20 protein-coding genes are annotated in these 17208 nt (G+C 64.8%); 11 read left to right on the forward strand and 9 right to left on the reverse strand.

Translation table 11 applies throughout. From position 1 onward, the window contains the following. A partial coding sequence (locus tag AC0L2O_RS15795) for a hypothetical protein (RefSeq protein ID WP_473370370.1) occupies positions 1-554 on the reverse strand: 554 nt, incomplete at its 3' end. A 228-nt stretch (positions 555-782) separates the two neighbouring features. Next, a complete protein-coding gene (locus AC0L2O_RS15800; protein ID WP_409189216.1) occupies positions 783-1166 on the reverse strand; it encodes a hypothetical protein in 384 nt (127 codons plus the stop codon). A 469-nt stretch (positions 1167-1635) separates the two neighbouring features. Here AC0L2O_RS15800 and AC0L2O_RS15805 point away from each other — a divergent pair, with 469 nt between their 5' ends. Genes AC0L2O_RS15805 through AC0L2O_RS15820 form a run of 4 tightly spaced genes read left to right on the forward strand, consistent with a single transcriptional unit; the run spans position 1636 to position 3726 of the window. Then, positions 1636-2112, forward strand: a complete 477-nt coding sequence (locus tag AC0L2O_RS15805) for a tellurite resistance TerB family protein (RefSeq protein ID WP_409189215.1) — start codon at positions 1636-1638, stop codon at positions 2110-2112. Next, complete coding sequence (locus AC0L2O_RS15810; RefSeq protein ID WP_369724684.1) at positions 2109-2462, forward strand: hypothetical protein; 354 nt, start codon at positions 2109-2111, stop codon at positions 2460-2462. Before AC0L2O_RS15805 ends, AC0L2O_RS15810 begins: the two co-directional genes overlap by 4 nt. A gap of 6 nt (positions 2463-2468) precedes the next feature. Continuing rightward, positions 2469-3107, forward strand: a complete 639-nt coding sequence (locus AC0L2O_RS15815; RefSeq protein WP_473370371.1) for a TerC family protein — start codon at positions 2469-2471, stop codon at positions 3105-3107. A 37-nt stretch (positions 3108-3144) separates the two neighbouring features. Beyond that, positions 3145-3726 carry a TIGR00645 family protein gene (locus AC0L2O_RS15820; protein ID WP_369724680.1) on the forward strand — a complete coding sequence of 194 codons (582 nt, stop codon included), beginning with the start codon at positions 3145-3147 and terminating at the stop codon, positions 3724-3726. A 45-nt stretch (positions 3727-3771) separates the two neighbouring features. Here the strand turns inward: AC0L2O_RS15820 and AC0L2O_RS15825 are convergent, their stop codons facing one another. Then, positions 3772-4740, reverse strand: coding sequence for a helix-turn-helix domain-containing protein (locus tag AC0L2O_RS15825; protein WP_473370372.1), 969 nt, complete (start codon positions 4738-4740; stop codon positions 3772-3774). A gap of 110 nt (positions 4741-4850) precedes the next feature. After that, positions 4851-5789, reverse strand: a complete 939-nt coding sequence (locus AC0L2O_RS15830) for a LysR family transcriptional regulator (RefSeq protein WP_473370373.1) — start codon at positions 5787-5789, stop codon at positions 4851-4853. 160 nt (positions 5790-5949) lie between these two features. On the opposite strand from AC0L2O_RS15830, the gene AC0L2O_RS15835 reads away from it, so the two are divergent. Together AC0L2O_RS15835 and AC0L2O_RS15840 are read left to right on the forward strand one after the other, a co-directional pair. Further along, positions 5950-6522, forward strand: coding sequence for a hypothetical protein (locus tag AC0L2O_RS15835; RefSeq protein ID WP_369724673.1), 573 nt, complete (start codon positions 5950-5952; stop codon positions 6520-6522). A 161-nt stretch (positions 6523-6683) separates the two neighbouring features. Further along, positions 6684-6947: a hypothetical protein gene (locus tag AC0L2O_RS15840; protein ID WP_369724671.1), complete on the forward strand. Its 264-nt coding sequence runs from the start codon at positions 6684-6686 to the stop codon at positions 6945-6947. 8 nt (positions 6948-6955) lie between these two features. Here AC0L2O_RS15840 and AC0L2O_RS15845 read toward each other — a convergent pair whose 3' ends face one another. From AC0L2O_RS15845 to AC0L2O_RS15855, 3 genes are all read right to left on the reverse strand, one after another. After that, on the reverse strand, positions 6956-7747 hold the full coding sequence (locus tag AC0L2O_RS15845; RefSeq protein ID WP_369724669.1) for a COG4705 family protein: 792 nt from the start codon (positions 7745-7747) through the stop codon (positions 6956-6958). A gap of 69 nt (positions 7748-7816) precedes the next feature. Then, positions 7817-8218, reverse strand: a complete 402-nt coding sequence (locus AC0L2O_RS15850) for a hypothetical protein (protein ID WP_473370374.1) — start codon at positions 8216-8218, stop codon at positions 7817-7819. Positions 8219-8278: 60 nt separating this feature from the next. Beyond that, positions 8279-9028 (reverse strand): COG4705 family protein, encoded by a 750-nt coding sequence (locus tag AC0L2O_RS15855; RefSeq protein ID WP_473370493.1) that lies wholly within the window; start codon positions 9026-9028, stop codon positions 8279-8281. Positions 9029-9249: 221 nt separating this feature from the next. Here AC0L2O_RS15855 and AC0L2O_RS15860 point away from each other — a divergent pair, with 221 nt between their 5' ends. Next, positions 9250-9912 (forward strand): response regulator, encoded by a 663-nt coding sequence (locus tag AC0L2O_RS15860; RefSeq protein ID WP_369724665.1) that lies wholly within the window; start codon positions 9250-9252, stop codon positions 9910-9912. An 8-nt stretch (positions 9913-9920) separates the two neighbouring features. After that, positions 9921-11216, forward strand: coding sequence for an ATP-binding protein (locus tag AC0L2O_RS15865; protein WP_473370375.1), 1296 nt, complete (start codon positions 9921-9923; stop codon positions 11214-11216). A 3-nt stretch (positions 11217-11219) separates the two neighbouring features. Here the strand turns inward: AC0L2O_RS15865 and AC0L2O_RS15870 are convergent, their stop codons facing one another. Beyond that, a complete protein-coding gene (locus AC0L2O_RS15870; protein WP_473370494.1) occupies positions 11220-12116 on the reverse strand; it encodes an alpha/beta hydrolase family protein in 897 nt (298 codons plus the stop codon). Between the two features lie 181 nt (positions 12117-12297). Between AC0L2O_RS15870 and AC0L2O_RS15875 the strand changes: the two genes are divergently transcribed. From AC0L2O_RS15875 to AC0L2O_RS15885, 3 genes are read left to right on the forward strand one after another with little or no spacing between them, the layout of a single operon-like run. Next, on the forward strand, positions 12298-13686 hold the full coding sequence (locus AC0L2O_RS15875) for a class II 3-deoxy-7-phosphoheptulonate synthase (RefSeq protein ID WP_369724659.1): 1389 nt from the start codon (positions 12298-12300) through the stop codon (positions 13684-13686). Between the two features lie 4 nt (positions 13687-13690). After that, entirely contained in the window at positions 13691-14044 is a 354-nt protein-coding gene (locus AC0L2O_RS15880; RefSeq protein WP_369724658.1) for a diacylglycerol kinase, read from the forward strand. 23 nt (positions 14045-14067) lie between these two features. Further along, the gene (locus tag AC0L2O_RS15885; RefSeq protein ID WP_473370376.1) at positions 14068-15825 is read left to right on the forward strand and encodes an NAD+ synthase; all 1758 of its coding nucleotides are present in this window, start codon (positions 14068-14070) and stop codon (positions 15823-15825) included. A 174-nt stretch (positions 15826-15999) separates the two neighbouring features. Here AC0L2O_RS15885 and AC0L2O_RS15890 read toward each other — a convergent pair whose 3' ends face one another. Beyond that, positions 16000-17181, reverse strand: coding sequence for a DUF2865 domain-containing protein (locus AC0L2O_RS15890; RefSeq protein ID WP_473370377.1), 1182 nt, complete (start codon positions 17179-17181; stop codon positions 16000-16002). Positions 17182-17208: the final 27 nt, after the last annotated feature.

A 17208-nucleotide genomic window follows, 5' to 3' on the forward strand; every position in this document is an offset into this window, starting at 1 on the left:
TCGGTCGGAACGGCTGCGACCTCCACCAGCGACTCGAATTGTGCGATTGCCGCCCATCCCGGATAGCCATAGGGATCGAGATTGTGACGCGCGCGCACCCCGAAATAAGTGAGGTTAGAGGAAACGCCGAACTTGGTGCCCTGGTCGTAAACGCCGGCGTTGAAGATGTCGCCGGAGAGATCGACGTGGCCGTAGAGCGTGACCGTCGTGTTATCGATGAACGGATTCGTGCCGGGCGCCTTGCTGTAGAGCGGAGCACCGCCGACGCTGACGACGGTGTGCTCAGGTGCCGGCGATGGCGCGACCGCCGCATGCAGCACCGGATTGCCCTTGGGCGATGCCGGCGCGACTGCGGTTACCGCTGACTTCGTCTCGCCCACGTGATTGACGCGTTCGCGAAGTCGCGCGTTCTCTTTCGCGAGCTTTGCGTTGTTGCGCTCGAGGGCATCGAGGCGCGCGACGACGTCGTCAAGTGTTGCAGCTCGCAGCGGTTGATTGAGAGCCGTTGCGCACAGCGCCGCGAAGCCTGTTCCAAGCAGGAAGGCCTTCCTCATGTCGTTTCCCCTTTATGCCGCGGGCCGTCTGATCCGCCCGGGATAAAGTGGAGCCTATTGTATGCCAGATGCCACATACAACGCTCGCGATAGCGCCGCGCGCGCTTTCCCGGCGCGTGTGGCCAAATCGCAACTATTCCTGACAAAATGTGTCGCGCGGCGATGCGTCGCATTGCAGCACATCCAATGATCTCCGCCTGAAAAGGCGAATAGCTTCCGCGACTTGTGTCAATCGCCCCACGGCGTTTCGCCACGTCCGAGACGGCCAGCGATGTCGGTCTGGAAGGCGGTCGGGCCGAACGCGAACCATTCCTCACCGATCTGGTAGACGAGGAGGCGCCTGTTTTCGGTGCAAAACCCGGTCAGCCAATCCAGCGCCTTCTGCTTCGGCTGCCTGCCGACCGGCACCACGACATCGACAGGCAGGCCGCGCCAAAAGAAATTGGCAGCCAGCATGATCATGTCGGATCGGTCCGGCCGCATCCAATCCGGCAGCGGGCTGGACCCTACCAGCCAGCCGCAGACGAATTCGCGGCAGGGATGTTGTGGGCGCTCAGGATAGATCGCGCATCGCTGCGCCACGCTGAACGGGCAGGGTTGCCCCTTGCTCACCTTGTGTCCACGCACTTCGATCCGGAGCCAGCCATCGCAGCAGGCCGTGCAGCTTCCGCAGGTTCTCGCGACCTGAGGGCTCATGGGCGAAGGCGTTGCTCTGGCCGCATCTCGATGGTCCGTGGTGCGAAGTGGCGTGAGGTCGGCTTACTGCATTTTGGCGCACCGATCTAACGTTTCATTCCCGACTCCACACGGCGGATACACCGCCACAAGGAAACCGATGCGGCGGCTGGTCGCACTGGTTCCGTCTTGATTCCGATGGTCTCGGCTTTATCTGCTAGGACAACAAGAATCCGGGCCCCTCTGGCGAGGACGCCGACAATGTCGGTCAAACCTCGCGATGTCGGATGACCTGTCCCGCGCGAATGCGATGGATCGGCCGATCGTCGGGCCTTCTGTGTTGCCTCCGACCCAATCGTCCCCATCGCAGCTCCGTGCGGCCATTTCGCAAAGTTGAGGAGCAACGATGACTGACGCCAAATACTCAAATCCAATCGAACTCGATATCACCGAACCGTCCGGTCTCAATGAGCAGGCTGCGGTGGCCCTGGTGATTGCCGGCGCACTGGTCGCGGTTGCCGACCGGCGCGTTTCGCCGGTCGAGCGCGACGAGGTGATCCGCTTCATCAGGGAGCGCGGACTGGCGCCGCACCTCGCTGAGGAGCGCCTGTTCGCGATGTTCGACGAGCTTGCAGAGCGGCTCGAAGAGCCGGACTTCGCCAATGTGGTGATCGAGAAGCTGCGGCCGATCGCGGACCTGCCGCTCTCGTCCCATCTCGTCGAGCTGTCGGAGCGCGTCGCGGCCGCGGACGAGGACGTGCATCCGCATGAGGTGCAGGCGATCAAGCTGCTGCGCCTGCTGACGCTGGTGTTGCCGCGCGCAAAGCCAGTCGTCTCGACTGCGCGTTCGAAACAGCGCGTCGTCTCCGCGGAGGAAGCATGAGTGCCGCTTCCGACGAGCAAAGGACGAGACCCGAGGAAGCCGCTGGCGAAACAGCCGGCGGTGACCCGCGGCTCGACGCGCTCGTCCATCGGCTTCCGCCGCGCGTTGCGGGCGCCGTCACCTATCTGCTGAAACCATCCAGTCGCTGGGTCAGAATTCCCTCCGGCGCGCTGCTCGTCGTCGGTGGCGTGCTGTCGTTCCTGCCGGTGCTCGGCATCTGGATGCTGCCGCTTGGGCTTGCATTGCTCGCCGAGGACGTGCCGGCGCTGCGCTCGTCCCGTTCAAAGGTCTTCGACTGGATCGAGCGCCGCAAGCCGCATTGGCTCGATCCGTCCGCATCTCAAAAATGATCGAACATGACTGAATTCATCGCCGTCGACGCGCTGACCGCGCTGCTCCAGGTCGTCCTGATCGACCTTGTGCTGGCCGGCGACAACGCCGTCGTCATCGGCCTTGCCGCGGCGGGCCTGCCCGCCGAGCAGCGCCGGCGCGCCATCGTCGTCGGCATCGTTGCCGCCACTGGCTTGCGCATCGTCTTCGCCGGCATTGCGACCCAATTGTTGCAGGTCATCGGTCTGCTGCTGGCCGGCGGCGTCCTGCTTCTGTGGGTTTGCTGGAAGATGTGGCGCGAGCTGCGTGAGCAGGCTGCGCATTCGAGCGCGCTCGCGTTCGGCCATGGTAACGGCGCAAGCACGGCATCGGTGCCGCGCAAGACGTTCGGGCAAGCCGCGGCGCAGATCGTCGCCGCGGACGTCTCGATGTCGCTCGACAACGTGCTGGCGGTCGCAGGCGCCGCGCGCGAGCATCCCTACATCCTCGTCTTCGGCCTGCTGCTGTCGGTCGCGCTGATGGGCATCGCCGCTGACCTGCTCGGCCGCGTGCTCCAGAAGCAGCGCTGGATCGCCTATGTCGGCCTCGCCATCATCGTCTACGTCGCCTTCCAGATGATCTATCGCGGCTCGCTCGAGCTCGCGCCGGTCATCGCGAGCCTCTGAGCAGAGGCGCGTCCCTGTCCGCAATCCGGAGTGATCAATGATGTCCGAACCCAAAGCACGTTTGGCGCTGTCCGCGCCACCGCCGCAGATCGGGCCGTTTGCCCAGCTCATCTTCGGCTCGCGGTGGTTGCAAGTGCCGCTCTATGTCGGCCTCATCATCGCGCAGGCAGTCTATGTGCTGCTGTTCCTGAAGGAGCTCTGGCACCTGGTCGCGCACTCGTTCGACGCCAGCGAGCAGCAAATCATGCTGATCGTGCTCGGGCTGATCGACGTCGTGATGATCTCGAACCTGCTGGTGATGGTGATCGTCGGCGGGTACGAGACGTTCGTGTCGCGACTGAACTTGAACGGTCATCCCGACGAGCCGGAATGGCTGAGCCACGTCAATGCCAGCGTGCTCAAGATCAAGCTTGCCATGGCGATCATCGGCATCTCCTCGATCTCGCTGCTTCGGACCTTCATCGAGGCGGGCAATCTCGGCACGACCCGCAGCAATTTCACCGAGACCGGCGTGATGTGGCAGGTGCTGATCCACCTGACCTTCATCATCTCCGCGGTCGGCATCGCCTGGGTCGACCGCATCAGCGAGAGCGGGCAGCGCAAAGCCGGCCACGGCTGAGGGCTGAACACGACGCGACTGGCGGGAATTGCCGTCGCGCCCGGGTCAGAAGCGAAGCGTGGCGCCCGCAAAATGGCGGGCGTTTGCCAGCGTCTCGGACGGCATCTCGCCGAACATCGTCTTGTAGACGTTTGAAAATTCGCCCATGTGCCAGAACCCGTTCGCGAGCGCCGCAGCCTTGATGGTCGCCCCGTTGCCCGCGGACATCAGCTGCATGCGAACCGACCATAAGCGCTTGAGCCGCAGATAGTGATGCAGGCTGATGCCATGCACCGCGCGCGCCGCGGTCTGGAGCGTGCGCACGGAGACGCCGAGCGCGTTCGCGAGATCGTCGCTGTAGAGCGGTTTGCCGCCGCATAGAGCGGCCACTTCATCGAGACTCGCGATCAGCCTGCGGTGCTTGTCGAACGACCCGCGTCGCGGGGCCAGCGCGTCGGCGGGCACCAGCGTTGCGTCGAGGCAGGCGAGCAGCGTCTCCTGGATCGGCCGGTTCAGCGCTTCGAACTGCCGGGGATCGTTGGCTTCGGCGGCCAGGCTGAACATGTTCAGGATCGTGGCGCGCAGGCGTGCCATCGTCTCGTCATGCGGCCGGAAGAATCCGAGCCCGCTGTCGTAATCCGCCCAGCCGCGATGGCGCATGTCGGAGTTGAAGCGCATCATCAGATAGGTGTTTGGATTCTGCTCGACGGATTTGACGGGGACCTTGCCGCGAACGACGTTCACCGTCGAATTGTCGATTTCGCGGCCGTTGCTGATCGAGTGAAAGCAGAACGGGACGACGAGGCCGACGCCATGGTCGGTGCCGACATCGACGTCAAGCTGGCGGGCGAAGGCGCGCTGGAGCACGAACAGCCCGTCCTCAAGCGGCAGGATGGCGCGCGACAGCGAGAAATCGCGCGGGCGAAGCGGCGTACTGGTGCCGAGACCGAGCACCTCGTTGGCGCGAAATTGGCCGAACTCCGAGAAGCGCTCGATGGCGAGGACGCGCGATGGCTTCAGCCGATGGAGCGGCATCTTGGAATCCTCGAGGGGTAGTCTGAGATGGCGGCTCAATCCAGGAAAGGTATCAGATAGCCTGTCATCGGCCATATTCCGGATAAGTACTGGGGGGCGGCGACGCGTCATCACGCAACATGCGGATAGGCCGCGTTCTCCTGACGCTCGCGCTCGCCGAGCTCGCGCACGAGCTCCTGAAGGAAGGACTCGGTGTAGGCGGGCAGGGTACGCTCGGCGCGGACATAAATGCCGAGATCCGACCATACCGGGCTGCCGGCATTGTCCAGCGTCAGGAACACGAGCTGGCCCTCGCGCGACAGCCGGCCGATCCCAAGCTGGGTCTGGAATGCGACGCCGACGCCGCGCGCGGCGAGCTCACGCATCAGGTCGATCGAGTTGGCCTGGATCGCAGGCTCAGGCGTCTCCGACAGCTGCGCGATCAGCGGCTGGAGCAAATGATAGATCGACAGCTCCGGCAACGCGTTGATGACGGGAAAGGCGAGGCATTGCTCCAGCGTGACCGTCTTGCGGCGCGCCAGCGGATGCTCGCGTGCGACCAGTGCGCCGAGGCGAAACCGTTTCAGCGCAACCTGCCGCAGGTCGGGCGGATGCCTGAGAGCGATCGCGATGCCGACATCGGTCTCGCCACGGCTGAGGGCTTCCAGCACCCCCGAGGATCCCATCACCTCCGTGGTGAAGCTGACGCGCCGGGCGCGGCCGCGGTGCGCGGCGATCAGGTCCGGCAGCACTGATTCTGTGAGCGACTCGATGCAGGCGATGCTGACCGTGCCGTGCCAGGCGCCCGACAGGGACGCGACATCCGAGCGGAAGCGATCGAGGTCCTGCAGCACGTTCATCACGTGCCGGGCCAGCATCTCGCCGACCGTCGTCAGTGTCAGGCCGCGCGCATTGCGCTCGAACAATGGTGATCCAACCTCCTGTTCCAGCTTGAGAATTTGACGGCTGACGGCGGACGAGGCGACGTTCAGGAGCCGCGCCGCAGCCCGGATCGAGCCGGTGCGGCGGACGGCGTGGAAGTACTGGATGGCCGGTGAGTGAAATCGCATGGGACCCCCAACCCGACTATAGCTGTTGCCGAAACGGCAGCAATATGTGCGAAATTCTCTGCCTTTTGAGAGCGCTGTTTTCACCCTAGTGTCATGCGGGGACGGGCCTGTCGGGCCCGCGCGATGGCGCGCCCGCAACGATGCGGCAGGGGATTTCGGGGTGGACGAGACTATCGCTTGCGAGCCGGAGCACGGGCGTGACGCCGCTCTGGTCGACCGTCGCCGCGCGGCGGCTTATGTCGGCGTGACCGCCGGCCGCTTCGAGCAATTGGTGCGTGACAGCGTCGTGCCCCCGCCGGTGATGGTGGACAACAAGCGGCGCTGGCCCGTTGCCTTGCTCGACGTCGCGAAAGCAACGGTCGGCAGCAGCATCCCAAGCCTGCCGCCGGTTGTTGCCGTCGCCGAAGCGCGTCCGTGCGAACGGGACCCCGCGCCAGCGTCGCGCGAGCTGCCCGACCAGGCCTGGTTCGAGCAACGGGCGCGGTTCGTTCAGCGCGTCCGCAGGTCGCTGCTCTCAGGCAACGAGATCAGCCTGCTGCGCGAGTTCAAGGTGCTCAAGCAGAACCAGATCAGCATGTTCGGCTATTACGGAAGCTTTGAAGCCCTGATGGTGCGCGGCTACATCGTCGAACTCGACCGCAAGCCGCCCTCGAGCCGTCCGCTGGTGACCTACCGGCTCACCACTCAAGGCGAGCAGGTGATCTCCGCGCTCAAGGACGAGCTGGCGATCTGAGATCAGGAAGGCCTGCTCAGGCCGCCTCTCACTATCGAGATCGGTAAAATTGTCTGCATTCCGCTCAGCCCAAGCAAACCCTGCGGACAAGATTCAACCAGCCTTAAACCTCGGTTTTGGAACCGACGTGCATGCTTCCCGGCAAAGAGTGGGGCATCAGCATGTCAGTTCTCAGGGAGATCGTCGTTGCGGTGGCGGGTGTCTACGCGCTGCTGTTCGCGTGCGACGCGGTGTTCGGCGTCGGCGAGGCGCGTTTCGACGACGCCTATTACAGCGCCGGCTTCTACGCGCCGCGCCCGAAGGAATTCCGCTTCGCAGGCGACACACCGCCGGCGGTGCGCGTCAGCGCCGCCTTTGCGCAGTTTTCGCCGGCTGAATCCAGGTCGAACAGGCGCTACTCGTCGCTGACGACGATCATCCGCTAGTCGGCTTTTCAGGCTCGCTCCGCGGCCGGGTTCTCACCCGGATGCCGTCCCGCGCGTTGCGGCAACAGCAACACGCACGTCACCATGAAAGCCGCGATCAAGGCCGAGGCCAGCGGCCGGCTCAAGGCGAGGCCGCCGTGGTCGAGCGGCTTGTCGAGAAAGTCGCCGACGGTCGCGCCCAATGGACGCGTCAGGATGAAGGCCGCCCAGAACAGCGTAACGCGCGAGACGCGCGTCCAGAAATACAGCGCGGCAACAACGGCGAGCGCCGCCGCGAAGATCAGCGCACCACCGCGGTAACCCATATCGCCAGTATCGGCGAGCCAGTCGCCGAGCGCGGTGCCTAGCGTCTGCGAAAAGGTGATGGCGGCCCAGTAGAAAGCTTCGACGCGCGGTGTACTGACGCTGTCGACCGAAATGGTTCCCTCGGTGCGATACCAAAGGCCGAGCACCAGCACGAGACAGGTCAGCAGCAGCGTCGAGCCGCCGGTGTAGCCGATGCCGAGCGATCGGTCGGCGAAGTCGGCCATCGTCGTGCCGAAGGTCGTCGATGCCACGATCGTCGCCCAGTACAGCGCCGGATGGAATTTTCGCGCGCGGATTTGCGCTGCGACCAGGACGACCATCGCGGCGAGGAACAGGCCGGTCCCCGCGAGATAGCCCCAGTTCAACGTCATCGTGACGGTGTCGCCACCGGTTTCGCCCAACGTCGTGGCGGCGATCTTGATGATCCAGAAGCCGAGCGTGACTTCCGGGACCTTGCTCTCGCTGACGATGCGGATATTCGTGTGATCTTTCATGGAATCCTCTTCGCTACGTCAGCCGCCAATCGTGGTCTGCGGCTGATGGATGACGGCGCGCGGACAGGGTCACGCCTTGGCGACGCGATCCATGACCAAAAGCAGATCGGTGACAGCCTGCTTGCACTTTGCGGCATCCGGTGTTCCCGCGCGCAGCGCCTCCAGCGCGCGGTCGATTGCTTTGTCAACGGAGTGCCAGTCGGCGGCCGCGCGCGGCTTTAGTCCCGCCTCGGCTTCATCCCATTTGGTCTCGAGATCCTTGATCCGGGTCTTGGCGCCAGGAAGGTCGCCCTTGTCGATGATCGCGGCAACTTCGACCGCGATGGTTCGGAACGGCGTGAGGTCGCCGAGCCTAGTCGTCGCGGCCTCCGCGAGCGGCACGAAGGTAATGTGCTGACTCGCATTCATCCACGGCCCGCCGGAAAAGGTTGTCACCAGGCAAACGGCGACGGCGGCAATGAGTTTCATCATGTGATTTCTCCTGTTGCGGCTCCTGCTTTCCTTCAGGGAGCGTTGAAGTTCCGATTGGAGTCATTGCGCCTGATCGGCACGGCGCGCGCCACCGCCTTCGAACGTCACCCAGGCGACGAGGCCGACGATCACGGTCAGGAAGACGATGCTGGTGTGGACCGTGCCGAGACCCATGCCACCATACTCGTGCGACTGCGACAGCAGATCGCCGAGCGAGGCGCCAAGCGGACGGGTGAGGATGTAGGCGAGCCAGAAGGTCAAGACGGGGTTGGCGCCGAGGTAGAAGGCGAACGCTACCGCGGCGATCAGCGCGGCAAACGCGACGACGCCGAGCTGGAAGCCGAGGCCGAGCGCTTCGGTCGCGAGATCGCCCGCGGCCGTGCCGAGCGCGAAGGTGAACAGGATCGCGGTCCAGTAAAACAATTCGCGCCGCCTCGTCACGATGGTGTGGATCGACAGCGTGCGCTCTGCGCCGTGCCAGATCGCAAAGGTCGCTGCGAGCGCGCAGGCGAACGCGGCGGTACTGACATAGAGGCTGATCTCGAGCTTGTCGGTGAGGAGATCAGTGAGCTGCGTGCCGACGATGCTGACGAGGATGACGGTGAGCCAGTAGATCCGGGGCACATAGGCGCGGCGGCTCAGTTGCATGAGCAGCGCGGCAACCAGCAGGGCGCTCATGCAGATGGCCGTCAGGCTGGCGCCGAGGCCGACATGCACCGCAAGATAGTCGGCGCCGGTCTCGCCGACCGTCGTCGAGAGAATCTTAATGGCCCAGAAAATCGCGGTGACCTCCGGAACCTTGTTCAGCATCTGTCTTGCGCCATAGACCGAATATTGCGACACGCCAAAAATCTCCCAAAGCCGAAGCGATGCCGGACCGTGGTGCAGGCAACTTAGGCCCGGCTTAGGGATTTTTCGGCGCAGGGCGGCCTTCGCCGCAATTCGGGCCCGCTGAGGCTCCCTAACTCCGGGCTAAGTCGGAAGGGTCATGATCTGAGGGCCGAATGGCCGGGAACTTTGAGGATCGGGTTTTGCGTGTTCTGCTGATTGAGGACGACAGGATGGTCGGGGCCGCCGTCGAGCAGGCGCTGAAGGACGCCGCTTATGCCGTCGATTGGGTCAGGGACGGCGAGGCCGCGCTGCTTGCAGCCGCGAGCGAGGCCTATGAGGTGCTGCTGCTCGATCTTGGCCTGCCGAACATGGACGGCCGGGACATTTTGCGGCGGTTGCGCGCGGGCGGCCGCAAGCTTCCCGTCATCATTGTGACCGCGCGCGATGGGATCGACGACCGGATCGAGGGACTCGACCTCGGTGCCGACGATTATCTCGTCAAGCCGTTTGAGATCCGCGAACTGCTGGCGCGGATGCGTGCGGTCACCCGCCGCGAGGCCAGCGGCTCGCCGGCGCAGCTCGGCAATGGAACGCTCAACCTGGACCCTGCGAGCCGGAAGGCCACGTATCTCACGAAATCCGCGGTGCTCACCGCTCGCGAATTTGCACTGCTCCAGGCGCTGTTGTCGCGCCCAGGTGCGATCCTGTCGCGCGGCGAGCTCGAACGGCAGATCTATGGCTGGAACGAGGAGGTTGCGAGCAACGCGATCGAATTCCTGATCCATGCGGTGCGCAAGAAGCTCGGCACCGATGCGATCCGCAACGTACGTGGCGTCGGCTGGATGGTGGATCGGCGCCTATGATCAGGTCGTTGCGAGGGCGTCTTTTCGCGGGCCTGACCGCGATCATCCTGCTGACCGGCATTGCCAGCGGCCTGTTCGCTCATCGCTGGGCTTTTGACGAGGCCATCGAGATGCAGGACTCCGTCCTGATCCAGATCGCGGCTCTCGTCCAGTCGGCGAACCTCACCGGCGGTCGCGAGCTGCACGGCGTTGATGAGGACGCCGAAGTGTGGCTGATCGAACAGTCCGCCACGCGGCCGAATGACAATGGCGAGCTCAAGCTCTGGGGCCTCAAGGACGGTCTTGCGCTCGCAACGCGAAGGGAACAGCCCATCCGCGTGCTGCTGCGAACGCGGCCGGACGGCACGCGCTTTGCGGTGGCGCAACGCACCTCGGTGCGCGACGAGATCGCAAGCGACATGGGATTCCGCACCGTGCTGCCGATCGCGGCGCTCATTCCCTGCCTGCTGCTGGTCACCGCCATCGTTATCGCGCGCTCGCTGCGGCCGATGGTTCGCCTTGCCGGCAGTCTCGACAGAAGACGTGCCGACGACATGACGCCACTGCCGACGGCGCAGATGCCGAGCGAGCTGCATCCGTTTATTGCGTCGATCAACGGGCTGTTGCAACGGGTGCGCCTTTTGATGGACCAGCAGCGGCGCTTCGTTGCGGATGCGGCGCATGAATTGCGTACGCCGATCACCGCGCTGAGCTTGCAAGCGGAGAATCTTGATCCGGTCGATCTGCCCGCGGGCGCGCGCGATCGCGTCGCGGTGCTCCAGGAGGGAATTCGCAGGACGAAACATCTCCTGGAGCAATTGCTCGCGCTCGCAAGGCAGGAGGCGGGACCATACGACCGTGTGACGATGCCACTCGTGGCGCTTGATGGCGTGGCGAAAGAGGTCGTCGCCGATACGTTGCCCGAAGCAGCCCATCGCGGCATCGATCTCGGCTTCGCGCGCGTCGAACCCGTCGCGGTTCGCGGTGAAGTGGTGATGCTTGCCGCGCTGGTCCGCAATCTCCTCGACAATGCGCTGCGCTTCACCCGGCGAGGCGGACGGATCGATGCGTGTGTGTACCGGGACGGCGCGGCGGCGATCCTTCAGATCGAGGACACCGGGTCCGGCGTGGCTCCGGACGAGATCGATCGGATATTTGAGCCGTTCTTCCGCGGCCAGCATCCGGAGGGCGACGGCGTCGGTCTTGGCCTTTCGATCGTCAAGCGGATGGTCGATCGGCTTGGCGGATCGATTGAAGCTGTAAACATCACTGAAGCGGGGCGAACCGGATTGAGGATCATCGCCAGATTGCCCGCAGCCGTTTGACGATCACTCCCCCTGGACCCATTCGGCCACGCTGCGCCAGAGCGTGTCGCGGTGCTCGGGGCGGAAGAAGCCGAAATGGCCGATCGCCTTGGCCCCGACGTCGGATGGTTTGACGGTCAGCACCTCCGGCTTGATCGCGGTAAAGCCACTCGAGAGCAATTCTACCGCAGGCCGCGTTGCCCATGGATCGTCGGAGAAGCACAGCGCGCGCAGCTCACCCTTGAACTTGGCGAAATTCTCCAGCGCCGGCAGCTTCGAATCGAACAGATAGTGCGGGCTCGAGACCCATTCGGCCCATTGCAGGAAGACGCCCTTGGGCAAATCCTCGCCGATGCCGGCCCAGCCTGGCGCGTAGCCGAGCGCCTGGACCAGCGGCACGCCGACAAAGTTCATGAAGGCATAGATGCGGTACTTTTCCGGCGACGTCATCAGCCGCCAGGTCGCGGCCTGCGAGGCCAATAACATGGCGCGCGAAACTTCCGAATTGTTTTCGAGGAGCCCAAGAGCCTGGCCGCCGAAGGAATGGCCGACATAGGCAAACGGCAGCGTGGTGTACCGCTCGCGCATCCAGCGCACTGCGGCCGTGACGTCGAGTGCGGCCCAGTCCGACATCGAGGCCTTGAAACCGACCAGCGATTTCGGCTGGTTGTAGCCGACCATCGCGGGCCGCCGGGAATCGCCGATGCCGCGATAGTCATAGGTCATCACCGCGCAGCCGCGGTGGGCGAGATAGGAGGCAAAGCCGCGGTAGATTTTTCGCGGGACAGCGGTGGCGGAGTTGATCAGCACGGCATGGCGCTTGGTGCCGCGCGGCAGGAACAGGGTGCCGCTCAGCGCATACCCGTCGGTCGCCGGGAAGCTGATCTCGTCGATGAAAACGTCGTCGCGCGCCGCGTCCATGGGCACCAGCTGTCTGGCCTGAGTTTCCCCTGGCTCCCAGCAAATGCGAATTCAGCTTTCCCCGCAAGGGTTTGCAGTGCGAAACGGATTTACAACTGGCGGCCCGTGGTCAGCCTGTGTATAAGGCGGCCCTCGCAACCCACAGATCAGGTTGCACTTTTTGCTTCACGGAGAGATTGCGATGTCCGAGCGGTGGACGCCCGAGTCCTGGCGCAGCAAGCCGGTGCTACAGGTGCCGGACTATCCCGATGCGAAGGCCCTGGCCGACGTCGAGGCGCAGCTTGCGACCTTTCCGCCGCTGGTGTTTGCGGGCGAGGCGCGCAACCTGAAAAAGGCGCTGGCGCGCGTGGCGGCCGGCGAGGCTTTCCTGCTCCAGGGCGGCGACTGTGCCGAGAGTTTTGCCGAGCACGGCGCCAACAACATCCGCGATTTCTTCCGCGTGCTGCTCCAGATGGCCGTCGTGCTGACCTATGCCGGCGCGGTGCCGGTGGTGAAGGTCGGCCGCGTCGCCGGCCAATTCGCCAAGCCACGCTCCTCGCCGACCGAGAAGATCAACGGTGTCGAGCTGCCGAGCTATCGCGGCGACATCGTCAACGACATCGCCTTCACCAAGGAAGCGCGCGTGCCGGACCCGCAGCGTCAGCTGATGGCCTATCGCCAGTCGGCCGCGACGCTGAACCTGCTGCGCGCGTTCGCCACCGGCGGCTACGCCAATCTCGGCAGCGTGCATCAATGGATGCTCGGGTTCCTGAAGGATTCACCTCAATCCCGCCGCTACAAGGAATTGGCCGACCGAATCTCGGACGCGCTGAACTTCATGCGCGCCTGCGGCCTTGATCTTGAAGCTCATCCTGAGCTGCGCGCCACCGATTTCTACACCAGCCACGAGGCGCTGCTGCTCGGCTACGAGCAGGCCATGACCCGGGTCGATTCCACCACCGGCGACTGGTACGCGACCTCAGGCCACATGATCTGGATCGGCGACCGCACCCGCCAGCTCGATCACGCCCATGTCGAATATTTCCGCGGCATCAAGAACCCGATCGGCCTGAAATGCGGCCCCTCGCTCAAGCCGGACGAATTGTTGAGGCTGATCGACGTGCTCAATCCCGACAACGAGCCCGGCCGGCTGACGCTGATCAACCGCTTTGGCTCGGACAAGGTCGCCGACCACCTGCCGAACCTGATCCGCGCCGTGAAGCGCGAGGGCAGGGTGGTGGTCTGGTCGTGCGATCCCATGCACGGCAACACCATCACCTCGACCTCGGGCTACAAGACGCGGCCGTTCGACCGCGTGCTGTCGGAGGTGAAGTCGTTCTTCACGATTCACGCCGCCGAAGGCACCCACGCCGGCGGCGTGCATCTGGAGATGACCGGTCAGGACGTCACCGAGTGTATCGGCGGCGCCCGCGCCATCACCGACGAGGATCTCAACGACCGCTACCACACGGTCTGTGATCCCCGCCTCAATGCCGAGCAATCCATAGATATGGCCTTCCTGGTCGCGGAGCTGCTCAAGCAGGAACGCGCCGGCAAGGTCAGGCCGATGCCGGCCGCAGCGGGGCTCTAGGACCTTGCTGCGGATCTGGAAGGCCACGATCAACTCCCGCAACGGTCTGGCCTTTGCGTTCCGCTCGGAGCAGGCCGTCCGCGAGGAGATTGTTGCGCTCCTGTTGTCGCTGCCGCTGGCCTGGTTCGTCGCCGCGACCGCGATGCGCGCGGTCGAATTGGTGTGTGCGGTGGCGTTCGTTCTGGTGGTTGAATTGCTCAACACCGCGATCGAGAAGCTCGCTGACCGCCTGACCTTGGATCACGACAAGCAGATCGGGCGGGTCAAGGACATGGGCTCAGCCGCGGTCGGCGTCGCGCTGCTGATGGCCGGGGCATTCTGGATCCTTGCCATCGTCGAGCGGTTGGGTTTCGTTTAGCGACAACATCGGACAAGGCGCACATGACCGAACGTCTCGACGCATTCGCGGTCACGCTCGCCCAGCTCAATCCGGTCATGGGCGACATCGAGGGCAACGCCGCCAAGGCGCGGGCTGCGCGTGCGCAGGCAGCCGCCGATCGCGCCGATCTCGTGCTGTTTCCGGAATTGTTCATCGCCGGCTATCCGCCGGAGGACCTCGTGCAGAAGCCGGCGTTCCAGGCCGCCTGTCGCGCCGCGATTGAAACGCTGGCGCGCGAGACCGCCGATGGCGGGCCGGCCATGCTGGTCGGCACGCCCTGGGTCGAGGACGGCAAGCTCTACAATGCCTGCGCGCTGCTCGATGGCGGCCGCATCGCGAGCTTGCGCTTCAAGTGCAACCTGCCGAACTACGGCGTGTTCGACGAGAAGCGGCTGTTCTCGCGCGGACCTGCCTCAGGGCCCGTCACCGTGCGCGGCGTGCGGATTGGCGTACCGATCTGCGAGGACATCTGGCTGGAAGAATCCGAGGACTACGAGAACGTGGTCGAGACGCTGGCCGAGACCGGCGCCGAGATCATTCTGGTGCCGAACGGCTCGCCCTATGCCCGCGACAAGAACGACGTGCGACTGTCTGTGGCGGTGGCGCGGGTCACCGAAAGCGGCCTGCCGCTGGTCTGGCTCAACCAGGTCTGCGGCCAGGACGAGCTGGTGTTCGACGGCGCCTCGTTCGCGCTCAACGGCGATTTCTCGCTTGCTGCCCAATTGCCCGCATTCGAAGAGAGCATCACCACGCTGCGGTTCACCAGGACCGGTGACGACTGGCGCTGCGCCGGGCCGATCGCCGAGCAGCCCGAGGGCGACCATGCCGACTATGCCGCCTGTGTGCTCGGCCTGCGCGATTACGTCGGCAAGAACGGCTTTCCCGGTGTGCTGCTCGGCATTTCCGGCGGCATCGATTCCGCGCTGTGCGCGGCGATCGCCGTGGATGCGCTCGGCGCCGATCAGGTCCACGGCGTGATGCTGCCTTACCGCTACACGGCGGCGAGCTCGATCGCTGATGCCGGCGAGCTCGCTGGGCATTTGGGGATCCGCTACGAGGTGCTGCCGATCGCGGAAGCCGTGAACGGTTTTGAGGCCATCCTCGAAGGCATCTTCAAGAATCTGCCGCCTGATATGACCGAGGAAAATCTTCAGGCCCGCACCCGCGGCACGCTGCTGATGGCGATCTCCAACAAGACCGGGCTGATGGTGGTGACCACCGGCAACAAGTCGGAAATGTCGGTCGGTTACGCCACGCTCTATGGCGACATGAACGGCGGCTTCAATCCGATCAAGGACATCTCCAAGACGCAGGTGTTTCGGCTGGCAGCGCTACGCAATAGCTGGAAGCCCGACGGCGCACTTGGGCCCGCGGGCGAGGTGATTCCGCCCGACATCATCACGCGCCCGCCGACCGCAGAGTTGCGCGAGAACCAGACCGATCAGGACTCGCTGCCGCCCTATGAGGTACTCGATGCGATCCTCGAGCGTCTGGTCGAACGCGAACAGCCGCTCGACCAGATCATCGCCGCCGGTTTCGATCGCGAGACGGTGGTGCGTGTCGATCATCTCCTCAACGTCGCCGAATACAAGCGACGCCAGGCCGCGCCCGGCGTCAAGGTGACGCCCAGGAATTTCGGCCGCGACCGCCGCTATCCCATCACCAACCGCTTTCGCGACAGCGGCGAGCCGCTGGCCGCGGCGGACGAGACACTCGTGTCGCGCGGCAATCAGGCCTCAATCGACGCGTTCGAAGGGTGAGTTGATCGAGTAGGGTGGGCAAAGCGAAGCGTGCCCACCACTTCTTTTCCAATCGCCGTAAAAATGGTGGGCACAGCGCTGCGCGCTTTTGCCCACCCTGCGAGACCTGTTCCAATCCGCGCCGCGGAGTACTGGATGCCCCGCCTTCGCGGAGCATGACAGCGGAGAACGCCTCTACTTCTGTTGCTGCGGCAGGAAAGTCGGGCCGACCGAGCGGATCGGCTTGTTCTCCGAGCTAGCCGCCGTGCCGGTATCGGCAGGCGGGGCTGCGGCTGGCGCGTTGGCCGCCGTTGGCGCGGGTGCGGCGCCCTTCTTGCCGGTCGCGCCCTTGGTGAGCTGCCGCTGCTGCATCTTCTTGGCGCTTTCCTCGGTGACGATGATGTCGCCCTGCTGCTCGACGCTGGCCTTGTCGTCGGCGGACTTCAGCGCGTCCGCCCAGCTCTGGCCGGCGGCCTTGCAGGAGCAGGACGGGTTGAACTCGGTGCGGAATTTGAAGGCGGTCGGCAGCGCCGTGTAGGGCTGTCCGCTGATCGAGACCGCGGAGTTCATGTCCTCGCCCGGATTGCGGTGGGCGTAGAGCACGGCTTCGGCCGCCGGACACAACGCCTTGCAGGTCCTCTCGTCATCGGGGAAGCGCGCCGGCACGGTGGCGAACGAGATCGGGAAATAGGCGCCGTCGCAGGTACGCACGCACACGGTGCGATAGGTGCCGGATTGCGGGCCGAGGTCGGCGGGCGGCACCCCTTGCGGATTGTTGGGGTTGTTGCCGCCGCCGAACAGATTGCTCAGGAAGTTGCCACCCTGCGACTGCACGGCGTTGGCATATTGCGGTCCGCAATTGTTCTGCGCGAGCGCGATCAGCACCGAACGGCGCTGGCTGTCGCGCTCGGGGCTGGCGCCGCCGGCACCGCCGCCGCGCAGGCGTTCGAGGTTGCCGGTGATCTGGTCCAGATTGGCGCGCATCTGCTGGATCTGGGTGTTGACCGGACCGCATTGCGCCGACTGGCCGCTGAAGAGCGAGAAGAAGCCGGAGGAATCGCAACCCATGCGCTTGGCCTGCATGGTGACGCGGTCGAGCTCGGCCTGCTGCTTGGCCTGAGAGTCCTGGTAGCGGCGGATCTGTTCGTCGCGCGCGGGGTCGCCGTTCGTCCCACGGTCGAGCCCGGCGAGCTGTCCTTCCAGGCGTACACACATCGGGTTCGATCCGGGCCCGCCTTGCGCACCCGGAGGCGGTGGTCCGGGAGGGCCAGCCTGCGCGAGAGCATCGCCGGCGAGCACGATCGTGCTCAGGAGCACCGCACAGGCAAGGAAGGAGCGGGGACGGGAGAGAGACAAAAATTCAGGCATATCCGCCATTCTAGCGAGGTCACGGCCCCAAGTGAC

The organism is Bradyrhizobium sp. Kon10 (genome assembly GCF_055807395.1).

Excerpts from the sequence above, each read along its gene's own strand:
- AC0L2O_RS15810 (WP_369724684.1), top strand. The coding sequence starts at position 2,109 with ATGAGTGCCGCTTCCGACGAGCAAAGGACGAGACCCGAGGAAGCCGCT.
- AC0L2O_RS15815 (WP_473370371.1), top strand. The coding sequence starts at position 2,469 with ATGACTGAATTCATCGCCGTCGACGCGCTGACCGCGCTGCTCCAGGTC.
- AC0L2O_RS15855 (WP_473370493.1), bottom strand. The coding sequence starts at position 9,028 with ATGCTGAACAAGGTTCCGGAGGTCACCGCGATTTTCTGGGCCATTAAG.
- AC0L2O_RS15890 (WP_473370377.1), bottom strand. The coding sequence starts at position 17,181 with ATGGCGGATATGCCTGAATTTTTGTCTCTCTCCCGTCCCCGCTCCTTC.
- AC0L2O_RS15830 (WP_473370373.1), bottom strand. The coding sequence starts at position 5,789 with ATGCGATTTCACTCACCGGCCATCCAGTACTTCCACGCCGTCCGCCGC.
- AC0L2O_RS15825 (WP_473370372.1), bottom strand. The coding sequence starts at position 4,740 with ATGCCGCTCCATCGGCTGAAGCCATCGCGCGTCCTCGCCATCGAGCGC.
- AC0L2O_RS15840 (WP_369724671.1), top strand. The coding sequence starts at position 6,684 with ATGTCAGTTCTCAGGGAGATCGTCGTTGCGGTGGCGGGTGTCTACGCG.
- AC0L2O_RS15875 (WP_369724659.1), top strand. The coding sequence starts at position 12,298 with ATGTCCGAGCGGTGGACGCCCGAGTCCTGGCGCAGCAAGCCGGTGCTA.
- AC0L2O_RS15885 (WP_473370376.1), top strand. The coding sequence starts at position 14,068 with ATGACCGAACGTCTCGACGCATTCGCGGTCACGCTCGCCCAGCTCAAT.
- AC0L2O_RS15850 (WP_473370374.1), bottom strand. The coding sequence starts at position 8,218 with ATGATGAAACTCATTGCCGCCGTCGCCGTTTGCCTGGTGACAACCTTT.
- AC0L2O_RS15870 (WP_473370494.1), bottom strand. The coding sequence starts at position 12,116 with ATGGACGCGGCGCGCGACGACGTTTTCATCGACGAGATCAGCTTCCCG.
- AC0L2O_RS15820 (WP_369724680.1), top strand. The coding sequence starts at position 3,145 with ATGATGTCCGAACCCAAAGCACGTTTGGCGCTGTCCGCGCCACCGCCG.
- AC0L2O_RS15845 (WP_369724669.1), bottom strand. The coding sequence starts at position 7,747 with ATGAAAGATCACACGAATATCCGCATCGTCAGCGAGAGCAAGGTCCCG.
- AC0L2O_RS15805 (WP_409189215.1), top strand. The coding sequence starts at position 1,636 with ATGACTGACGCCAAATACTCAAATCCAATCGAACTCGATATCACCGAA.